Raw genomic sequence first — 17,033 nt, forward strand, 5'->3', positions numbered from 1 at the left:
GCATTGCGTCCAGCGCGCAGACTCGCTCGCGAACCCGCTTGCGAACCCGTTCGCAGACCTCGTTCGCCCGAGCCGCGCGCGCCGCCGATTGGATCCCCGAGGGCCGCTCGCGCGTGCCCGTTGATGAGCCGACCCACCATGTTTGAAAAAATTCTTATTGCGAACCGCGGCGAAATCGCGCTTCGCATCCAGCGCGCGTGCCGCGAGCTGGGCGTCAAAACCGTTGTCGTCTATTCCGAAGCCGACAAGGAAGCCAAGTACGTCAAGCTCGCCGACGAAGCCGTGTGCATCGGACCGGCGCCGTCGAATCTCTCCTACCTGAACATGCCTGCGCTCATCAGCGCGGCGGAAGTCACCGACGCCGAAGCGATCCACCCCGGCTACGGCTTCCTGTCGGAGAACGCGGATTTTGCCGAGCGCGTCGAGCAGTCGGGCTTCACCTTCATTGGCCCGCGCCCGGAAACGATCCGCATGATGGGCGACAAGGTCACGGCGAAGCAGACCATGATCAAGACCGGCGTGCCGTGCGTGCCGGGTTCGGAAGGCGCATTGCCGGACGATCCGCGCGAAATCGTGAAGATTGCCCGCGTCATCGGCTATCCGGTGATCATCAAGGCGGCCGGCGGCGGCGGCGGACGCGGCATGCGCGTGGTGCATACCGAAGCGGCTCTGGTCAACGCGGTCAACATGACGCGCGAGGAAGCCGGCCGGGCCTTCGGTAATCCGCAGGTCTACATGGAGAAATTCCTCGAGAACCCGCGGCACATCGAGATCCAGGTGCTGTCAGATTCGTTCCGCAACGCCATCTGGCTGGGCGAGCGCGACTGCTCGATGCAGCGCCGTCACCAGAAGGTGATCGAGGAAGCGCCGGCGCCGGGCATCGCGCGGCGTCTGATCGAACGCATCGGCGACCGCTGCGCCGACGCCTGCAAGAAGATGGGCTATCTCGGCGCGGGTACCTTCGAGTTCCTTTACGAGAACAACGAGTTCTACTTCATCGAGATGAACACGCGCGTGCAGGTCGAGCATCCGGTGACGGAGCTCATCACGGGCGTCGACATCGTGCAGGAGCAGATCCGCATCGCCGCGGGCGAAAAGCTCACGATCCGCCAGAAGGACATCCAGTTCCGCGGTCATGCGATCGAATGCCGGATCAACGCGGAAGATCCCTTCAAGTTCACGCCGTCGCCAGGACGCATCACGTCGTGGCATACAGCGGGCGGCCCCGGCATCCGCGTCGACTCGCACGCCTACGCGAACTACTTCGTGCCGCCGAACTACGATTCGATGATCGGCAAGCTCATCGCCTACGGCGCGACCCGCGAGCAAGCCATCAACCGCATGCGCATCGCGCTGTCGGAGATGGTCGTGGAAGGCATCCAGACCAACATCCCGCTGCATCGCGAGATGATGATCGACGCGAAGTTCGTCGAGGGCGGCACGAGCATCCATTACCTCGAGAACAAGCTCGCCGCGCGTCAGGCGGCCGTGGCCGAAGAATCCTGAAGCCCGCAGCAAGAAAACCCGCAAGAGAGTCAGCATGAGTTATCGGGAACTGATCGCCGAACTGGACCGCGAGCACGCGGAAGCGCTGTCGGATGCGCTGCTCGACGTGGGCGCGCTGTCGGTTTCCGTCGAGGACGCCGACGCCGACACGCCCGACGAACAGCCGCTCTTCGGCGAGCCCGGTCTCGTGCCGGAAAAGAGTGCGTGGAAGCGTTCGCGCGTGGTGGCGCTGCTCGCCGAGGACGCCGAACCCGCCGTGTTGCTGGCGGCGGCCGCGAATGAAATCGGGCTGGACGCGACGCCGTCGTTCAGCGTGCGCGATGTCGCCGAGCAGGACTGGGTGCGATTGACGCAGGCGCAGTTCGATCCGATCTCCATCGGCGAGCGCATCTGGGTCGTGCCGTCGTGGCACGACGCACCGGACCCGGACGCGCTCGTGCTCGAACTCGATCCGGGTCTCGCGTTCGGCACCGGCAGCCATCCGACCACGCGCCTGTGCATGGAATGGCTCGAGCAATCGGTCAAGCCCGGACAGTCATTGCTCGACTACGGCTGCGGCTCCGGCATCCTCGCCATTCTTGCGAAGAAATGCGGCGCGGATCCGGTCACCGGCATCGATATCGATCCGCAGGCTGTCGAGTCCGCCCGCCACAACAGCGAGCGCAACCACGCGGCCGTGGCCTACGGCCTGCCCGATGAATGTCCGTCCGGCGAATTCGATATCGTCGTCGCGAACATTCTTTCGAACCCGCTCAAGCTGATGGCGTCGATGCTCTCGTCGAAGGTCAAGCCGGGCGGCCGGATCGCGTTGTCGGGCGTGCTCGCGCGCCAGGCCGACGAGGTTGCGGCGGCCTATGCGAAGTGGATCGACATCGGCGTCTGGCGTGAGCACGAAGGGTGGGTATGTCTGGCCGGAACGCGGCGCGAAAGTCATTAAAATAGCGCCATCGTCCACGAACCGGCCGCAAGGCCAACGGCACTTCTTATATGGCGCTGGCAACCCGCTGCCCCCACTGCGAAACCGTCTTCAAGCTCGACCCTCACCTGCTCGCGCCGCATGACGGCCGCGTGCGCTGCGGCCACTGCCAGGAAGTCTTCGACGCCGCGCATCATCGCTTCGAACTGCCCGACGAAACCGCCGCGTCCGCCATCCCGCAGCACGCCGCGATCATCGACGACGACGCCGCGATCGGCCCGTCCACGCACACGGCTCCCGCCGACCCGCCGCCCGTAGCGGACGCGCCGCCGAGGCCGCGGCCGTTCACGCCGCCGCCTGCTGCACCTGCTGCACCCGTTTCAGCGCCGGAGGAAGACGAAGACCGCACGGCCTACGCACACGCTCCGGCGTCGCCACAGACGCCGTCACCGGCGCCGCAAGACGACGCCACGCAGACCGCATCGAGCGACGCCGCCAACGAACCGTCCGCCGAACCGCAAGCGCCGCCGCGCGTGAAGCAGTTCGTTCGCGCGGGCGCGCCGCAGACGCGGCCCGATGCGCCGTTTGCTTCGCCGGTCGAACCGCCTCCGCCGCCGTTCAGGCCGGCCTCTTCGTCGTTCGATCCGGTCGACGATCGCGCCGAGCCGTTCATCGGTCCGGTGGACAAGGCGCCGGAGACGCCGCCTCAGCGTCCCGCGCCGGAACCCGCCTCAACCCCGGCCGCGCCCGCCTGGGCCGACGATCCCGAACCGGGTTTCGGCGATAGACGCGCCGGCAATGCGCGCGCGGCCAGCGCCAACGAAGCCTTTCCCGCGATGCGCGAAACGATGCATGACCCGATGCGCGACGCGCCCCGCCCGCCGGCCGCTGCGGAAGGCAACGCGCGCAAGGGCAAAGGCGGCCGTATCGCCGGGATCGTGCTGGCGGTGCTGCTGGTGCTGCTGCTCGTCGCGCAGCTTGCCTGGTGGGAGCGCGAGACCGTCATGGTGAACGTGCCCGGCGCGCATGCCATTTACGCCGATGTCTGCGATCAGCTCGGCTGCAAGGTTTCGCCGCCGCGCGACATCGACGGACTCCAGATCGAAAGTTCGGGACTGCGCCAGGTGGACGGCCCGCACAAGCTCGAACTGAAACTCTCGCTGCGCAACCGGATGGATGTCGCGCTCGCCTATCCCGCGCTCGAACTCACGCTGCTCGACGACAAGAACAATGTCGCCATCCGCCGCGTGCTCTGGCCGCAGGATTACGCGCGACCGGGTACGATATTCGCCATCGGCCTTCCGCCGCAGAGCGCGCAGCCGGTCGTCGTCCGGCTCGATACCGGCGACGCCGTCGCCGCGAACTACCGGGTTCAGGTCTTTTATCCGTAATGGCGGGCCGGCGCACGAGCGTCAGGCCTCCCTGTTCCACATGACGCGCGTCACGGCCTTCGCGGTTCGTGCACGCGCGGTTTTCCCGTCAGCATCTGACAATTCTCTGGAGCGCAACATGAGTCAAGTTACCCTCGGCGGCAATCCCATCGACGTAGGCGGCACGTTCCCGGGCAAGGGCCAGCCGGCCAGCGAGTTCACGCTCGTCGGCACGGATCTCGGCGACGTCAAGCTCGCCAGCTTCGCCGGCAAGCGCAAAGTGCTGAACATCGTGCCGAGCCTCGACACGCCGACCTGCGCCACCTCCACGCGCAAGTTCAACGAAGCCGCCAGCAAGCTGGACAACACGGTGGTCGTGGTGGTGTCGGGCGACCTGCCCTTCGCGATGAAGCGCTTCTGCACGACCGAAGGGCTTGAGAACGTCGTGTCGGCATCGACGTTCCGCGGCCACGAGTTCGCGCAGTCCTACGGCGTCGACATCACGAGCGGCCCGCTGCGCGGCCTGACGGCGCGCGCGGTCGTCGTGCTCGACGAAAACAACACGGTGCTGCATTCGCAACTCGTCCCTGAGATCAAGGACGAGCCGAACTACGACGCCGCACTCGCCGCACTGAAGTAACGCTGAAACGCGGGCCGCACTGAGCGGCCCGCGCGCATGCGAGGCGCGATGCCAGGCGCCGTCGCGCCCCGCATGCGCATGCGCTTTCCCTCTTCCGGCTTCCAACAATAAGGACGTTCGCCTTGGCTACGCTCATCTGCGGCTCGCTCGCCTACGACAACATCATGACCTTCCAGGGCCGCTTCGGCGACCATATCCTGCCGGACCAGGTGCACATGCTGAACATCAGCTTCCTGGTGCCGACGATGCGCCGCAACTTCGGCGGCTGCGCGGGCAACATTGCGTACGCGCTGAAGCTGCTGGGCGGCGACGCGAAGATCATGGCCACGCTCGGCGAAGCGGATGCGCAGCTGTATATCGACCGGCTCGACGCGCTCGGTTTGTCGAAGGAATACGTGCGCGTGCTGCCCGACCAGCATTCGGCGCAATGCTTCATCACCACCGACCTCGCGAACAACCAGATCACCGCGTTCCATCCGGGCGCGATGATGGAATCGCACCTCAACCGCACCGAGGAAGCACGCGGCGTCTCGCTCGGCATCGTCGCCCCGGACGGGGCACAAGGTATGCGGGAGCATGCCGAAGGGTTTGCCAAAGCGGGCGTGCCGTTCGTCTTCGATCCGGGTCAGGGATTGCCTATCCTTGAAGGTGTAGAGCTTTGTCGCATGATTGAACTTGCCACCTACGTGGCGGTCAACGATTACGAAGCCAAGCTGTTGAGCAACAAGACGGGATGGTCGATTGAAGACATCATGAGCCGCGTCAAGGCGCTCGTGATTACGCGCGGCGAACACGGCGCGCAGATCCATCACGCGGACGGCGTGCTCGAGGTGCCGGCGGTGCAGGCGCGGCAAGTGGTGGATCCCACCGGTTGCGGCGACGCGTTCCGCGGCGGCTTGCTCTACGGCATCGAGAATGCGCTTGGCTGGGAAAAGACCGGGCGCCTGGCAAGCCTGATGGGCGCGCTGAAGATCGAGCATCAGGGGCCGCAGACTTACGCGCCCACGCGCGCCGAGATTGAAGAACGCTATCAGCAGGCTTTTGGAAGCAGCCTGTCGTAACTGATTTGGAGCAAGGGTATGAAAACGGTAAGTCGTGTCGTGCTGGCGGCGGCGCTCATCGGCTCAGTAGCGATGACCGGCTGTGCCTATAACAGCAGTTCGCCGGACGTCTACACGTCCTCGCAGGCGCAGCGCGAGGAGACGGTCCGCATGGCCACCGTCGAAAGCGTGCGGGGCGTGAAGATCAGCTCGAACAACGGCCAGCCGAGCGGCCTGGGCGCCATCGGTGGCGGCGCGCTGGGCGGCGTCGCGGCGGCGAGCGCGATCGGCGGCGGCAACGGTTCGATCATCGCGGGCATCATCGGCGGCCTGGCGGGCGCAGTCGCGGGCAACGCGGTGGAGAACAACGTGGCCACGAAGAACGGCCTCGAGATCACCGTGCGCCTCGACAACGGCGACCTCCGCGCCATCACGCAGACCGCCAACGGCGAAGTCTTCCAGGCAGGCGAGCGGGTGCGCCTGCTGTCGAGCGGCGGCGTGACACGCGTGACGCACTGAACGTCCATCACACTTCAGCAGGACTGACCGGGCGCATGCATCGAACGATGCATGCGCTTTTTCTTTGCCCGCGCACAGCGAGCTTGCCGATGCGACTGGCTTGGCGCAATCACGCCTGCGCGTTCCCGCCATACGAATGAAAAACCCGCCGCCGGGTTGCCCCGGACGGCGGGTTCAGTCCGGGTAGCATTACCCGGACTCAAGGCACATCGCAATGTGCCGGTTTGCTGCCTGCTACGCGAACTTACGGACGGCTGCCCGTCGGGAACGGCCATGCTGCTGCCGGGTTCAACGCCGTCTTGACCGCTGCGGCCGGAGCCGGAGCAGGCGCCGAAACGGTCGTTGCCGTCGTGGCAGGAGCGGCAGCCGTGGTCTTCTTCGCAGCAGCGGCTTTCTTGGCCGGAGCTTTTTTCGCAGGGGCCTTCTTCGCAGCGGGTGCAGCAGCAGGCGCAGGGGCTGCGGTCTTCGCAGCAGCCTTTTTCGCGGGAGCCTTTTTCGCAGCGGCCTTCTTCGCTGCGGCCTTCTTCGCCGGCGCCTTCTTCGCGGCAGCCTTCTTCGCAGGCGCCTTCTTGGCGGCTACTTTCTTGGCTGCGACCTTCTTCGCTGCGGCCTTTTTCGCGGGCGCCTTCTTGGCTGCGACCTTCTTCGCTGCAACCTTCTTCGCCGCGGCCTTCTTCGCCGGCGCCTTCTTGGCTGCGACCTTCTTCGCTGCAACCTTCTTCGCCGCGACCTTCTTCGTTGCAACCTTCTTCGCCGCTACTTTCTTGGTTGCGACTTTCTTGGCTGCGACTTTCTTTGCCGCGACCTTCTTCACAGCGACCTTCTTGGCTGCGACCTTCTTCGCCGGAGCGGCCTTCTTGGCGGTGACTTTCTTTGCTGCAGCCTTTTTAACGGCGGTTTTTTTCTTGGCAAGTGCCATGGTTTACTCCTTCAGGTTTTCAGATGAGAGTCAGTTCAAACAACACCCTTCGTCAAAACCCGCTTCCCACGTGTCGCCTTTCTCGACAGCGCACGCTACGAAGCGGATTATTCATCGGCGTACGCTGATCCCACCTGCTTACGCTAATGAATACGGCAAGGCGCGCCGTGCCCCGAGGCACCGCGCGCCAAATTGAGTCAGCACCACGTCTTCGTGGCGCCGGCCATCGCTTGATCGAGCCAGCGGGCCTGCCGCTGGCATATTCCGGGGGGAAGTTTGCCCATCCCTTTGCAGGGAATGCACAACGCCTGTCTTCTGTTCGAGCCGATAATCGGCGCGTTGAATTGCTAGGCGCACATTGCATCAGGCGACCGTTCTCCTAAACCTTGTTGGTCCGGGCGCGCGTGAGCGACACGCTGCTGCCCGGCCATCCCATCGATTTCGTCTGCAACACGTCCTGGATTTTTATTATTCCCAGGTCAGCGCGCCGCCGGTTTGATACTCAATCACGCGTGTCTCGAAGAAGTTGCGTTCCTTCTTCAAGTCGATCATCTCGCTCATCCACGGGAACGGGTTTTCCTCGTTCGGGAAGAGCGGGTCCAGTCCGATCTGCTGGCAACGCCGGTTGCAGATGAACCGCAGGTAGCTTTTGAACATCGACGCATTCAGGCCGAGCACCCCGCGCGGCATGGTGTCTTCCGCGTAGCGATATTCAAGTTCCACCGCCTGCTTGAAGAGCTCGCGGATCTCGGCCTTGAATTCGGCGGTCCACAGTTGCGGCTCTTCCAGCTTGATCTGGTTGATGAGGTCGATGCCGAAGTTGCAGTGCATCGACTCGTCGCGAAGGATGTACTGATACTGCTCCGCCGCGCCCGTCATCTTGTTCTGGCGACCCAGCGCCAGAATCTGCGTGAAGCCCACATAGAAGAACAGTCCTTCCATGATGCAGGCGAACACGATCAACGACTTCAGCAATTTCTGGTCCGCTTCCAGCGTGCCGGTCGTGAAGGCCGGATCGGTCAGCGTCTGGATGAACGGAATGAGGAACTCGTCCTTGTCTCGGATCGACTTCACTTCGTGATACGCGTTGAAGATCTCGCTTTCGTCGAGGCCCAGCGATTCGACGATGTACTGGTACGCGTGCGTGTGGATCGCCTCTTCGAATGCCTGGCGCAGCAGGAACTGGCGGCACTCCGGAGCGGTGATGTGACGGTACGTGCCCAGCACGATGTTGTTCGCTGCAAGCGAATCCGCGGTTACGAAGAATCCGAGATTGCGCTTGACGATGCGGCGCTCGTCGTCCGACAGACCGTTCGGGTCTTTCCACAGGGCGATGTCGCGCGACATGTTCACTTCCTGCGGCATCCAGTGGTTCGCGCAGCCGGCGAGATACTTTTCCCACGCCCACTTGTACTTGAACGGCACGAGCTGGTTAACGTCGGTCTGGCCGTTGATGATGCGCTTGTCGGCGACATTGACGCGGGCCTCGCTCTGCGCGGCGATGGCGCCGGCGGAAGGCGTGGCGGCTGCGGGCGGAACGAAGCCATCGGAGAAGATGTTGGTCGTGTTCGCTTGCGCAGCTTGATGAGTGGCTTGATGAGCATGCGCAACTTGCGTTGCAGCTTGCGTACCGAAAGTCGTGCCTTGAGCGTTACGCAACGCGTTCGGTTGCGGAGCGCTCGAGGGAGCTACGGCAGTGGTCTCGTCATCCCAGTTGAGCATAAATTCTCACCATCAATTTAGATCGGTTTGTACCATCTTTTTCTGAGCGTTAAAAGAGTTTGCTCATGAAAAATCTCGTTTTCTTGCGATTTGGATTCCACGTTGCTACTTGCAAACAACACTCGACAGAGCGTGATGTGTTTGAAGCCTGATGCGATATCCGTTCAAACGTGTGTGAAGCGATCCTGATCGAGTGACTTCGACGACCTCGCGAGGTCAGTGCAGCGTGCTTCATGCAGCTTGTCTCGCTGCCTTGAGAGCCTCGCCGTACAAGGCTTTGCGGCTTGGGTACTCAACACGGCAGTGTCATGCGGACCGTTGTGCCGCGAGCATCGCGTCATGCAGCGCGCCCGATGATCGATGCAGCGAAGCGTCGCTCGCTTCATGCATCGACGATGTCGCTCGACGACACTCGATGCGAAACGAAAGATGCGTGAAGAGCGACTGCTTGCGAGGTGCCCGAACGATGACTCGCATCACGTGTTCTTGCCACTCACTCGCGCGCTTCGATGACCTCCGTTGCGCGTCATCGCACACCCTTCGCTCCACACCTTCGCTTCGCTCGCAACACGCTCGCGGCAGCCTGCTCATATGCCCTGCAAGACCGCTTCAAGACCGCTCGCGCGCTTCGGATTCGTTGCCGAAGTTTAGCATTCGATGCCTCGCTTTTCCACAATATCTTGTGCTTGCAAAATCCTTCAACACAACCTATAGCGCGTTAACACCACGACCCGAAACTCCGCGAAACCGCGCTGTCAGGCCTTCCCGCCACGCAAGGGATCGAGCAGCGAGCGCAGGTTGTTGTGGTCGATCTCATGCATCAACGCGAGCAGCCTGCCGAGCTTGCCCTCTGGAAAACCCTCACGCGCGAACCATGCGAGATAGTGCGCGGGCAGATCGGCGATGACGCGATCCTTGTACTTGCCATACGGCATCTTCATCGTGATGAGTCGTTGCAGGTCTTCCGGTTCCATCTGTCCTCACGCATTGAGCAATGTTCTTCGCGCCACGTTGCGCACAGCAATCCTTCAGCGACTGCTCCATATCGGTGCCATAATCGCCGCTCTCGCTGCCAAGAGTTGATCGCGATTCGCCATGCCGCTTGCCGTCAAAGCTTTCGTTGCCCCTCTCATCGTCGCGTGTGCGATGTTCATGGAAAGCGTCGACGCCAACGTCATCGTCACCGCGATCCCCGAGATGGCTCGCGCCTTCGGCCGCGATCCCGTCACGCTCAAGGTTGCCGTCACGAGCTACGTGCTCGGCCTCGGCGTCTTCATCCCGATCTGCGGCTGGGTCGCCGACCGCTTCGGCGCGCGAGTCGTGTTCCGCACCGCCATCGGCATCTTCGTCGTGGGCTCGCTGCTGTGCGCGGCGTCCACCTCGCTCGGACCGTTCACGGTGGCGCGGTTCATCCAGGGCGTAGGCGGCGCGATGATGGTTCCGGTCGGCCGCATCATCATCTTCCGTTCGGTGCGCCGTTCCGAGTTCATCCGCGCGATGAACTACCTCTCGCTGCCCGCCATGCTCGGGCCCGCCATCGGACCGCTGCTCGGCGGCTTCATCACGACCTACCTGCACTGGCGCCTGATCTTCTTCATCAACATCCCAATCGGCATCCTCGGCATCTGGCTCACGAATCGTCATATCGCCAACTCGCGCGAGGAGCATCCGGGACGGCTCGACTGGTTCGGCTTCTTCCTCTCGGGAAGCGCCGGCGTGCTGCTGCTGCTCGGGCTCTCGCTCGTCGGCGGCGAACTGATTCCGCAAGGCACCGCCTGGGCGATGTGCGCCGCCGGCGCGCTGCTGGTCGTGCTGTACTGCATTCACGCGCGCCGCGCCGACAAACCGCTGCTCGACCTGCGCTTCTTCCGCGTGCCGACCTTCCAGGCCAGCGTGCTAGGCGGCTCGATGTTCCGCATCGGTCTCGGCGCCGTGCCGTTCCTGCTGCCGCTCGCGTTGCAGGAAGGCCTCGGCATGACCGCGTTCAAGTCCGGCGCGATCACCTGTGCGTCGGCGTTCGGCGGCATGTTCATGCGCTCGCTCGCCTCGCGCGTGCTGCATCGCTTCGGCTTCCGGCAGACGCTGTTCTATAACGCGGCGCTGTCGGGCATCGCGATTGCGGCATGCGGTGCGTTCTTCCCCGGCACGCCCGCGTGGTTGATCTGGGCAGTCGTGCTGCTCGGCGGCTTCTTCCCCGCGTTGCAGTTCACGAGCCTCAACTCGCTCGCCTACGCGGAGATCGAGACGCGCGACGTCGGCCGTGCGACCAGCCTCGCGAGCTTCGTGCAGCAGGTGTCGCTGGGCCTCGGCGTGACGGTCGCGGGCATCACGCTGGAGTTGTCGCAGTATCTGAACGGCCATGCCACCGTGCAGTGGTCCGATTTCTGGCCGGCGTTCCTCGTCGTCGGCCTGTTCTCGTTCTTCTCGATGCCGATCACCGCGCGCCTCGCGCACGATGCGGGTACCGAGATCTCGCGGGGTACGCGCGGCTGAGCGTTCGGGAGTTCGACCGGGCGGCGTTTGCCTGCATGGTGCTCGTCGGCGTGGCGTTGAGCTTTGCGTCGTCTGGCTCCTTCGGCTGCGTGCCTTGAGCCGTTGCGGTTCGCCTGCCTGGCCTGCTTCGCTTTCGCCCTCACGCCCTTCGCCGTCACACCCTTCGCAACCGTCCCACCGCGCCCGCGACAATCCAGCCCGCACCGCAAAACAAACGGGCCGGCACCGGAGCGAAACGCTGCTCCGATGCCGGCCCGCCCGACCGGCTCAACCTGCGCTTACTGGCAGGCTTCGCACTCGTCGAAGCCCGGATCGCCCGGACGCATCATGCACACGGGACCATCCGCTTCCGGGGCCGTCTCGACCGCCTGCGCGCTCGCTGCCGCCGCGTTGAAGCCGCCGTTGCCCGCCGCCGATGCACCATTCGCACCGCCATTCACGCCGCCGCCGAAGCCGCCGTTCGCACCCGATGCACCATGGCCGCCGTTGCCGCCGTCGCCCGACGGCACCGCGTTCAGCGCGCCGTGCGCGACCGTCGACTTCTCGACGTGCGTCGCCGCCATCGTGCGGAGGTAGTACGTGGTCTTGAGGCCGCGAAGCCACGCGAGCTTGTAGACCTCGTCGAGCTTCTTGCCTGACGCGCCTGCCATGTAGATGTTGAGCGACTGCGCCTGGTCGATCCACTTCTGACGACGCGACGCCGCCTCGACCAGCCATTTCGGATCGACTTCGAAGGCCGTTGCGTAGATCGCGCGCAGGTCAGCCGGAACGCGGTCGATGCGCGACAGCGTGCCGTCGAAGTACTTCAGATCCGACACCATCACTTCGTCCCACAGGCCGCGCGTCTTCAGGTCGCGGACGAGGTAGTCGTTCACCACCGTGAATTCGCCCGACAGGTTCGACTTCACGTACAGGTTCTGGAAGGTCGGCTCGATGCACGCCGACACGCCGATGATGTTCGAAATGGTCGCCGTCGGCGCAATCGCCACGCAGTTGGAGTTGCGCATGCCGTGGGTGGAAATGCGCGAGCGCAGTTCCGGCCAGTCCATCGATTCCGACGCATCCACTTCCACGTAGCCGCCACGCGCTTCGGCCAGCAGCTTCAGCGAATCCTGCGGGAGGATGCCGCGATCCCACAGCGAGCCGCGATACGTCGCGTAACGGCCGCGCTCTTCCGCCAGCTCTGTCGACGCGTAGTAGGCGTGGTAGCAGACGGCTTCCATCGAGCGATCGGCGAACTCCACGGCTTCGTCCGACGCGTACGGCGTGCGCAGCAGGTGCAGGCAGTCCTGGAAGCCCATGATGCCCATGCCGACCGGACGATGCTTCAGGTTCGAGTTACGCGCCTTCGGCACCGCGTAGTAGTTGATGTCGATCACGTTGTCGAGCATGCGCATCGCGACGCTGATGGTGCGCTTGAGTTTCGCCTGATCGAGCGCGTAGCTGCCGTCGGCCTGCTTGACCATGTGCGCGACGAGGTTCACCGAGCCCAGGTTGCAGACGGCGATTTCCGTGTCGCTGGTGTTCAGCGTGATTTCCGTGCACAGGTTCGACGAATGCACGACGCCGACGTGCTGTTGCGGCGAGCGCACATTGCACGGATCCTTGAACGTGATCCACGGATGGCCGGTCTCGAACAGCATGCCCAGCATCTTGCGCCACAGTTGCGCCGCCGGAATCTTCTTGAACAGCTTGAGTTCGCCGCGCGCGGCTTTCTCTTCGTAAGCCGTGTACGCCTTCTCGAAGTCCGCGCCGAACAGGTCATGCAGGTCCGGGCAGGTGGACGGCGAGAACAGCGTCCAGTCGCCGCCTTCCATGACCCGCTTCATGAACAGGTCGGGAATCCAGTTCGCCGTGTTCATGTCGTGCGTGCGGCGGCGGTCGTCGCCGGTGTTCTTGCGCAGCTCGAGGAATTCCTCGATGTCCAGGTGCCACGTCTCCAGGTACGCGCACACCGCGCCCTTACGCTTGCCGCCCTGGTTCACGGCCACGGCCGTGTCGTTCACCACCTTGAGGAACGGCACGACGCCCTGCGACTTGCCGTTCGTGCCCTTGATGTGCGAACCGAGCGCGCGCACGCGCGTCCAGTCGTTGCCCAGGCCGCCCGCGAACTTCGAGAGCAGCGCGTTTTCCTTGAGCGCCTCGTAGATGCCGTCGAGGTCGTCGGCGACCGTCGTCAGGTAGCACGACGACAGCTGCGAGCGGTGCGTGCCCGAGTTGAACAGCGTGGGCGTGGACGACATGAAGTCGAACGACGACAGCACGTTGTAGAACTCGATGGCGCGCGCTTCGCGGTCGATTTCGTTGAGCGACAGGCCCATCGCGACGCGCATGAAGAATGCCTGCGGCAGTTCGATGCGCGTGCCTTCGACGTGCAGGAAGTAGCGGTCGTACAGCGTCTGCAGGCCGAGGTAGCCGAACTGCAGGTCGCGGTTCTGGTCGAGCGCGGCGCCGAGGCGCTTCAGGTCGAACTGTTGCAGCTTGTCGTCCAGCAGCCCGGCTTCGATGCCGCGCTTGATGAACTGCGGGAAGTATTCGGCGTAACGCTCGCCCATGTCGGCCTGCGTCACTTCCTCTTGAAGAATTTCGCGGCGGATCGTGTGCAGCAGGATGCGGGCGGTGACCTGGCTGTAGGCCGGGTCCTTCTCGATCATCGTGCGCGCGGCGAGGATCGCGGAGTCGTAGACCTGCGACATCGGCACGCCGTCGTACAGGTTCTTCACCGTTTCCGCGAGGATCGGGTCGGCCGACACGGCGTCGCCCAGGTTCGCGCAGGCGGAGGCGATCAGCGCCTTCAGTGCGTCGAGGTCCAGCGGGCGCGTGACGCCGTTGTCGGTCACGTTGATGACGCCGCCTTCATGCGACTGCGCGTTGGGGTTCGCCGAACGTTCCTGCGACCGCTGTTGCGTGCGCTTCTCGCGATACAGCACGTAGGCACGCGCGACGTTGTGCTCGCCGCCGCGCATCAGCGCGAGTTCGACCTGATCCTGGATGTCTTCGATATGGAACGTGCCGCCGTGCGGACGGCTGCGCACGAGCGCGCGCACGACCGCCTGGGTCAGTTGCTCGACGAGCTCGCGCACGCGCGCGGAGGCGGCGCCCTGGCCGCCGTTCACGGCGATGAACGCCTTGGTCACCGCGATCGCGATCTTCGACGGCTCGAACGACACCACGCTTCCGTTGCGACGAATGACCTTGTAGTCGGCGAACGTCGTGTTCGGCGCGAGCGCCTGGGCGCTCACGGGCTGCGCGCCGCCCATCGGCTGGGTGGAGGCGCCTTCGAAGGAAGTCGTGGCGGTGTCGGTGGTTTGCATGTGCAAAACTCCTGGTGTTCGAATGGTGCGGATGGTCCGCGGATTTATCACTTATGCCGCGCGTGCGTCATGAGTCGTCATGCGGCGCGCGGTGTTTTGGCGGTAAAGCCGGGCTGTGAATGCAGCAGGCTCTGGAACGCGATTCGCGGCGATGGCGGCCCGCATCGTTCTTGGCGTCCATGCGGTGCCCGCGTTGGCGCGCGGTGTCGGTCGACGCAACTCGCCCCCTTGCATGCTTCTTCACGGTGCTGCTTGCTGGCGCTCGATGCCCGCGCAGCCTCTTTCGCATCGAAACCTGTATCGAAAGAAACCGCCTCGCGCACCGCCCCGGGCCAGCCAAACTTCTTCTACGCCGGAAAGCCAACGGCGCCGGCTCAAGGAGCGGGCGCCGCTTCAACAACACAAGATCTAGTGCAAATTACGTCTGTCGGCACCAAGTATAGTGGGCATCCGCGCAGTCTCAAAAACTTTTTTCTGCTTCATTGGGATTGACTTTTTCCGCCTCAAGCGCGGTAAAGGTATCGCGCGTCTCCGTGCTGCGTCGCAACGAGAAAAATCTTGCTCGATGTCAGCAACCCGGCTCAGTCGCGCGGCAGGAACGGGAAGAACGAGGGCGGCAACGCGCTGTCGTGACGCAGGCGCGGCCAGTCGAAGTGAGTGCCGGGATCGGTCTTGCGTCCCGGCGCGATGTCGGCGTGCCCGGCGAGCGCGTCGATGGGATAGCGCTTCACGAGCAGGCGCACGAGCGGGCCGAGCGCGCCGTACTGCGCGTCCTCGAAGGGCAGGCGGTCGCTGCCCTCCAGCTCGATGCCGATGGAAAAGTCATTGCAGCGCTCGCGTCCCCGAAACGACGAGACGCCCGCATGCCACGCGCGTTCGTCGCAGGAAACGAATTGCTGGATCTCACCGTTGCGGCGAATGACGAAGTGAGCGGACACGCGCAACCCGCGCAGCTGATCGAAGTACGGATGCGCGTCGTGATCGAGCCGGTTGAGGAAGAAGTCGGCGATGGCGTTCGTCGTGAAGTCGTCGGGCGGCAGGCTGATGTTGTGTACGACGATGAGCGTCGGCGCCGCGTTGCCCGGACGCGCCTCGAAGTTGGGCGACGGCAGGCGCTGTGCGCTCGTGAGCCAGCCCTGCCCGTCGATGTGCGCCGGGTCCGTGCTGCCGCCGCCTGTGTTCATCGAGCGTCGCGGCCAGTCGGACGGTTGGCGTGGGCGCGCGCGTGATCGGTACAGCAGAAGCGCTCGCCCGCGACGACGATCGCTTCGCTGCGCGGCGTGTGCACGCCGCATTGCGCGCATTGGATCAAAGGATCGGCGAGTTGCGGCGGCTGGGCTGCCGAGGCGCCCGAGCCGTTGCCATTGCGCGCACGGCCCGCGCCGGCGCCGCTGAAGCCACCTGCGCTCGCGCCGCCGGCCGCGGTGTCGCCTTGTTGCGCGCGCTCGTTCGCGCGGCGCAGCTTCTTCAAAAGCCACTGGCTCAGGAAGAACAGGACGATCAGAAAGAGGAAATTTCGCATGAGTACGGTCAGAAAGAAGAGCGCGCCGCTCAGACCACCGCGCGATGCAGCAGCACTTCGAACACGAAGCGGCTGCCGACATAAGCGAGCAGCAGCGCGGCGAACGACGCCAGCACCCAGCGCAACGCAGCGCGTCCGCGCCAGCCGGAGATGCGGCGCGCGGTCAGCAGCGCGCCGAACATCAGCCACGAGAGAAACGCGAACACGGTCTTGTGATCGAGGCGCAGCGCGCGATCGACCAGTTGCTCATTGAACGCGATGCCCGAGACGAGTGTCAGCGTGAGCAGCACGAAGCCTGCCGCGATCAGCCGGAACAACAGCTTCTCGAGCGTGAGAAGCGGCGGCAATGTGTCGAGCCAGCTGGCGAGCCAGCCATTGCCGGTGTGACGCGTGGCCATTCCGCGCATGCGCTGCAGGCGGCGTTCGAGCATCAGCATCAGCACGGCGTGCAGCGCGGCGATGGCGAACAGCCCGTAGGCGATGTTCGCGATCAGGAAATGCACCTTGAACATCGGCGCGGCGGAATACGACAACACGCGCACGCCGCCGAACAGCAAGGGCATCAGCGACGCGATGCACGCGAGCGGCAGCACGAGCAGACGCAGGCCGTCGAGCGGGAAGAAAAAGCTTTCGATCCAGTAAATGCCCGCGCCGAGCCAGAACATCGCGGAGAGCGCGAACGCGAAGCCGAAGATCATCGCGTTCTGGGGAAAGATGGTGGTGTGCAGCAAGACGCCATGCACCAGCAACGCCACTAATAATAGTGAGCGTCCGACGCCGCTCATGCCGGACGCTTTCGACTGTGTTGCCGCCGGGACGGAAGACGGCACCGGAGACCGCACCGCCGCCCCGAATCCCGCCGGCGGCATGCCCGCCAGCGCCGGCTCCACGGCCGGGTGGCGATGCGCGCGCCAGCCCGCCACGGCAAGGCCGCCGTAGAGAAGCGCAGTGAGGGCATACAGTACAATATCCATGTTCGAAGTTTACACTAGGCCCCTGAGTCACGACGTTTTGCCCCTTGCGCCAGCGCGGGGCGAAACCTGAGCCGGCGTACGACACCGCGCCGAAAAGG

General features: G+C 64.4%; 14 protein-coding genes and 1 pseudogene. 7 read left to right on the top strand and 8 right to left on the bottom strand.

Features of this window, described 5'->3' with window-relative positions:
- Positions 1-138: 138 nt before the first annotated feature.
- The 6 genes from accC (at position 139) to QCE64_RS10795 (ending at position 5,991) form a co-directional block, all read left to right on the top strand.
- Positions 139-1,506: an acetyl-CoA carboxylase biotin carboxylase subunit gene (gene accC, locus QCE64_RS10770; RefSeq protein WP_309918506.1), complete on the top strand. Its 1,368-nt coding sequence runs from the start codon at positions 139-141 to the stop codon at positions 1,504-1,506.
- 34 nt (positions 1,507-1,540) lie between these two features.
- Positions 1,541-2,443, top strand: coding sequence for a 50S ribosomal protein L11 methyltransferase (gene prmA, locus QCE64_RS10775; RefSeq protein ID WP_309918509.1), 903 nt, complete (start codon positions 1,541-1,543; stop codon positions 2,441-2,443).
- 50 nt (positions 2,444-2,493) lie between these two features.
- Positions 2,494-3,813 (top strand): DUF3426 domain-containing protein, encoded by a 1,320-nt coding sequence (locus tag QCE64_RS10780; RefSeq protein ID WP_310003745.1) that lies wholly within the window; start codon positions 2,494-2,496, stop codon positions 3,811-3,813.
- Between the two features lie 118 nt (positions 3,814-3,931).
- The gene (tpx, locus tag QCE64_RS10785; protein ID WP_309809870.1) at positions 3,932-4,432 is read left to right on the top strand and encodes a thiol peroxidase; all 501 of its coding nucleotides are present in this window, start codon (positions 3,932-3,934) and stop codon (positions 4,430-4,432) included.
- 122 nt (positions 4,433-4,554) lie between these two features.
- Positions 4,555-5,493 carry a carbohydrate kinase family protein gene (locus tag QCE64_RS10790; RefSeq protein ID WP_309918514.1) on the top strand — a complete coding sequence of 313 codons (939 nt, stop codon included), beginning with the start codon at positions 4,555-4,557 and terminating at the stop codon, positions 5,491-5,493.
- Positions 5,494-5,511: 18 nt separating this feature from the next.
- Entirely contained in the window at positions 5,512-5,991 is a 480-nt protein-coding gene (locus QCE64_RS10795; RefSeq protein WP_309809876.1) for a hypothetical protein, read from the top strand.
- A gap of 244 nt (positions 5,992-6,235) precedes the next feature.
- On the opposite strand, the gene QCE64_RS10800 is transcribed toward QCE64_RS10795, so the two are convergent.
- The 4 genes and pseudogenes from QCE64_RS10800 to QCE64_RS10815 all read right to left on the bottom strand — a co-directional run bounded on the left by QCE64_RS10800 (position 6,236) and on the right by QCE64_RS10815 (position 9,606).
- Positions 6,236-6,910: a histone H1-like DNA-binding protein gene (locus QCE64_RS10800; RefSeq protein ID WP_309931047.1), complete on the bottom strand. Its 675-nt coding sequence runs from the start codon at positions 6,908-6,910 to the stop codon at positions 6,236-6,238.
- Positions 6,911-6,940: 30 nt separating this feature from the next.
- Positions 6,941-7,274 (bottom strand): annotated as a pseudogene (locus QCE64_RS10805) (hypothetical protein).
- Between the two features lie 104 nt (positions 7,275-7,378).
- The gene (locus QCE64_RS10810) at positions 7,379-8,632 is read right to left on the bottom strand and encodes a ribonucleotide-diphosphate reductase subunit beta (RefSeq protein WP_309809883.1); all 1,254 of its coding nucleotides are present in this window, start codon (positions 8,630-8,632) and stop codon (positions 7,379-7,381) included.
- A gap of 755 nt (positions 8,633-9,387) precedes the next feature.
- A complete protein-coding gene (locus QCE64_RS10815) occupies positions 9,388-9,606 on the bottom strand; it encodes a DUF3820 family protein (RefSeq protein WP_309811677.1) in 219 nt (72 codons plus the stop codon).
- A 121-nt stretch (positions 9,607-9,727) separates the two neighbouring features.
- On the opposite strand from QCE64_RS10815, the gene QCE64_RS10820 reads away from it, so the two are divergent.
- Positions 9,728-11,125, top strand: coding sequence for an MFS transporter (locus QCE64_RS10820; protein WP_309918519.1), 1,398 nt, complete (start codon positions 9,728-9,730; stop codon positions 11,123-11,125).
- A 278-nt stretch (positions 11,126-11,403) separates the two neighbouring features.
- Here the strand turns inward: QCE64_RS10820 and QCE64_RS10825 are convergent, their stop codons facing one another.
- The 4 genes from QCE64_RS10825 to QCE64_RS10840 all read right to left on the bottom strand — a co-directional run bounded on the left by QCE64_RS10825 (position 11,404) and on the right by QCE64_RS10840 (position 16,935).
- Positions 11,404-14,439 carry a ribonucleoside-diphosphate reductase subunit alpha gene (locus QCE64_RS10825; protein WP_310003747.1) on the bottom strand — a complete coding sequence of 1,012 codons (3,036 nt, stop codon included), beginning with the start codon at positions 14,437-14,439 and terminating at the stop codon, positions 11,404-11,406.
- Positions 14,440-15,020: 581 nt separating this feature from the next.
- Positions 15,021-15,623: a 1,6-anhydro-N-acetylmuramyl-L-alanine amidase AmpD gene (ampD, locus tag QCE64_RS10830; RefSeq protein ID WP_310003749.1), complete on the bottom strand. Its 603-nt coding sequence runs from the start codon at positions 15,621-15,623 to the stop codon at positions 15,021-15,023.
- Positions 15,620-15,961 (bottom strand): PP0621 family protein, encoded by a 342-nt coding sequence (locus tag QCE64_RS10835; RefSeq protein WP_309918528.1) that lies wholly within the window; start codon positions 15,959-15,961, stop codon positions 15,620-15,622. Before QCE64_RS10835 ends, ampD begins: the two co-directional genes overlap by 4 nt.
- Before the next feature lie 29 nt (positions 15,962-15,990).
- Positions 15,991-16,935: a cytochrome c biogenesis protein CcsA gene (locus tag QCE64_RS10840; RefSeq protein WP_310003751.1), complete on the bottom strand. Its 945-nt coding sequence runs from the start codon at positions 16,933-16,935 to the stop codon at positions 15,991-15,993.
- Positions 16,936-17,033: the final 98 nt, after the last annotated feature.

Source organism: Caballeronia sp. LZ043 (assembly GCF_031451075.1).
In the GTDB taxonomy this organism is placed as follows: Bacteria; Pseudomonadota; Gammaproteobacteria; order Burkholderiales; family Burkholderiaceae; genus Caballeronia.